The sequence below is a fragment of the Micromonospora sp. RTGN7 genome (genome assembly GCF_033804645.1).
In the GTDB taxonomy this organism is placed as follows: domain Bacteria; phylum Actinomycetota; class Actinomycetes; order Mycobacteriales; family Micromonosporaceae; genus Micromonospora.
The window spans coordinates 1-2,685 of the sequence record NZ_JAPZLF010000049.1 but is presented as its reverse complement, the minus strand read 5'-3'; the positions used below and the strand labels follow the sequence as shown (position 1 = coordinate 2,685).

Annotated in this window: 3 protein-coding genes; all 3 read left to right on the top strand. The window is 68.3% G+C overall.

The annotated features are described in order from the left end of the window. Positions 1–745 precede the first annotated feature (745 nt). The 3 genes from SNR22_RS29135 (at position 746) to SNR22_RS29125 (ending at position 2,338) form a co-directional block, all read left to right on the top strand. The gene (locus tag SNR22_RS29135) at positions 746–934 is read left to right on the top strand and encodes a hypothetical protein (RefSeq protein WP_320069890.1); all 189 of its coding nucleotides are present in this window, start codon (positions 746–748) and stop codon (positions 932–934) included. 554 nt (positions 935–1,488) lie between these two features. Then, positions 1,489–1,662, top strand: coding sequence for a hypothetical protein (locus SNR22_RS29130; RefSeq protein ID WP_320069889.1), 174 nt, complete (start codon positions 1,489–1,491; stop codon positions 1,660–1,662). A gap of 163 nt (positions 1,663–1,825) precedes the next feature. Beyond that, positions 1,826–2,338, top strand: coding sequence for a hypothetical protein (locus SNR22_RS29125; RefSeq protein WP_320069888.1), 513 nt, complete (start codon positions 1,826–1,828; stop codon positions 2,336–2,338). Positions 2,339–2,685: the final 347 nt, after the last annotated feature.

The window sequence follows — 2,685 nt, the reverse complement described above, 5'->3', positions numbered from 1 at the left end:
CCCAGGAAGCCAGAAAGGCCGGCCCGATGTTTCGGACCAGCCCTTTGACCTGCTGTTTCACCTTGTCGGGACGGCCGGATTCGAACCGACGACCCCTTGACCCCCAGGACGCTTCGCCACACGTCCACGGACGTCAAACACGCTATGCCCGAGCTCAGGCCGTGTGGTCGACGGCATGCCGACCACCATCGCGCACACCGTGTGGTCCCCACCTGGTCCCCAGGCGCCGACTGCTTGACGACCGCCGCAGCACGCGGTTTAGGAGGTGTTGTCAGCGGCCCGTTCGGCGTGGGGCTGACCTGTCTTGACCTGCCCCGTCGTCTCTGCCTCGACCCGCCGAAGCTGACCGCCATTGCCCTCACCGCCCGTGCGATCGGCACGCGACGGGCACGCCGCACTCCCCTCGACGCACGGGCTCTACGCTCGGCGCGTGCAGCCAACCGAGAACAGCCGAAGGATGCGCTTCAGGGATCCGCGGAAATCTCTGTACGCCTTCACGGACGACATCCAGGTGAGATGCCCGCGCTGCGACCAACGTGCCTCCATCCGCCCAGACCCGCATTCCGACTTTGACCGTCGCTACGGGCTACGGCGCCGCCTCGCCTGTCAGGCATGCGGGCATGTCGCGGTGTGGGAAGCTTCTCGCATCCCTGGATCCGCCGGACGCCGCCTGCCGCATCTGTCGGGCCCACTGGATCCCTACTTTGGTCAGCCTCTCTGGCTATCCACGGCTTGCGTAGGGCGGGTGCTCTGGGCCTACAACGCCGAGCACCTCAACGTCCTGGAGGCGTACGTGTCTGCGCATCTTCGGGAGCGCGGTCACAACATGACCAGCATGACCATGCTCGAACGCCTCCCGAAGTGGGCAAAGGACGCAAAGCACAGAGATGAGGTCTTTAGAGCGATCAGCCGGCTCCGGGCGTCGATGGCCTGACCAGGCCAACATAGCCGCGCATCCGTGGTCGAGCTTCAGTTTGGAAGATCGCGCTCAACGAGCCGCGATGCCCGAAACGCCTGCTGTCGGCGGCAGAGCTCGGTGCCGCTCGTGCCCGCTCATGACCGCTGGGCGCCACGGTTACTGGCCCGTGGATGGCCCGCGTCGGTACGAGCGGGTTACCTGCCCATCGGATAACTTGCCCTATGCCCGTCATCGATCTAAGTGCACCCGCCCCCCCGTCGCCTCGCAGGACGACAAACCCGCGGCTCGTGGCAGCGCTGGCAGTCTTGGGGCTCGGGTGCCTCAGCGGGGAGCCGGTGAACCCGCCGCAGCTTGCCCCAGAGGTGCGGTGCGAGTCATGGCAGGAATCCATCGCGGGTGAGGTCGGTCCGGCCACCGCTTCGGTAGGAGGCGCCTCACCAGGGGCAACCGCGAGAGTGCGCGTAGTGGCCGTTGTGGATGGTCAAACCAAATGTGTCGTTTCAGTGCAACGGTGGCGTGAACCTTTGGAGGTCCAGCCCGGGGATCACGGCCTAGTCGCCATCGTCAAGATGGACGGTGAACGCGAACGGGGGCGCTGGACGGTGCTGGGGTCGGGCAAGCCGCTGGGCGGGGAACTCGTGCGGTGGGACGGCGACGACCTGGACGCCGGGCTGTCGCGGGTGATGGCCAAGCTTCGGGAGCGGGTTCCGGGACTGCTGACTGAGCTACGGCCTGGGGGTTAGAAGAAGATCGGAGCGGGCTGGTAGGGGAGCCGCTCACCTGCTCAGCCCGTCCGTCACTGTCGGATGTCGTCGGCGTTGGCGGGCGGTCTGGGCTGTACGGATGGCTGTACGACACGCCGCTGCCCCGATCAACTGACGACGCGAGGAAGGAAATGTCTCACGGATGGAAATCGTTCGACTCGAGGTCGCGGGACACGACTGGAAGTCTCTGCGCTGCGGGTGCGGCAGATCCGCAAAGCATCTCGGCAAAGACCTGTTGAGTCTTGCCCGGGCCGAGACGGATGCTGAAGCGGAGCGCATCGCGCTTGAGGGCCATGTCTGGCAGCCGTCGGTGGTCTTTGAGCCGGCCCTGCCGGTGGTCTCCGTGGCACTGGCGGCCTTGGCCGACAATGCTTCTCCGGCCGCGCGTTTCATATTCCTGGAGACGTTGCTGTTCCTCGTCGGGGACAACGGGCAGACGGGGGAGCTCGCGCGTCAGGGGAGGGACCTCCCCGCCGAGTGCGTTGCCGCCGCCCAGAGCGGCATCTGGCTGCTGTACCGCGAGGTCTTCTCGGGCGCGACGGTGGGGGCGTCGAGTTACGCCTACGAGATCCTGACGATCATCGACGAGGGCAGCGACCGACTCGACCGGGTAAAGGCTGCTCCATGCGCGCGGTTGAGATTTGATCTGCGCTGACTCCTTTCTGGCGGATCTCCTCGTCGGGCAGTCGTAGACTTGCCAGCCTCCCCGTCCGGGGAGGCTGGAGGCCCTTATGGTGCTCGGCGAGGTGAGCCGCGGCGGCATCTCTGAGGAGGGCCGGGGTTCGGGGCGGAGCCCCGAGGTCTTCATGGTCCTGGCGTCCGTCAGCATGGCCGGCCGGCCCGGCCGATGCCGGCCGGAGGTCGCCAGCAGGCCGGGGCCGGGCCGGCGGGGGGGGGGGGGGGGGGGGGGCGGGGGGCGCGGCGGGGGCCCCCCAGGGGGGGCGGCCCGCGGGCGGGGGGGGGGGGGGCAGGCGCGGGGCGGGGCGCCCCCCCCCCCCCCCG

Bases quoted from the DNA above. Each gene is read 5' to 3' on its own strand.
- SNR22_RS29130 (WP_320069889.1), top strand. From the start codon at position 1,489: ATGGACGGTGAACGCGAACGGGGGCGCTGGACGGTGCTGGGGTCGGGC.
- SNR22_RS29125 (WP_320069888.1), top strand. From the start codon at position 1,826: ATGGAAATCGTTCGACTCGAGGTCGCGGGACACGACTGGAAGTCTCTG.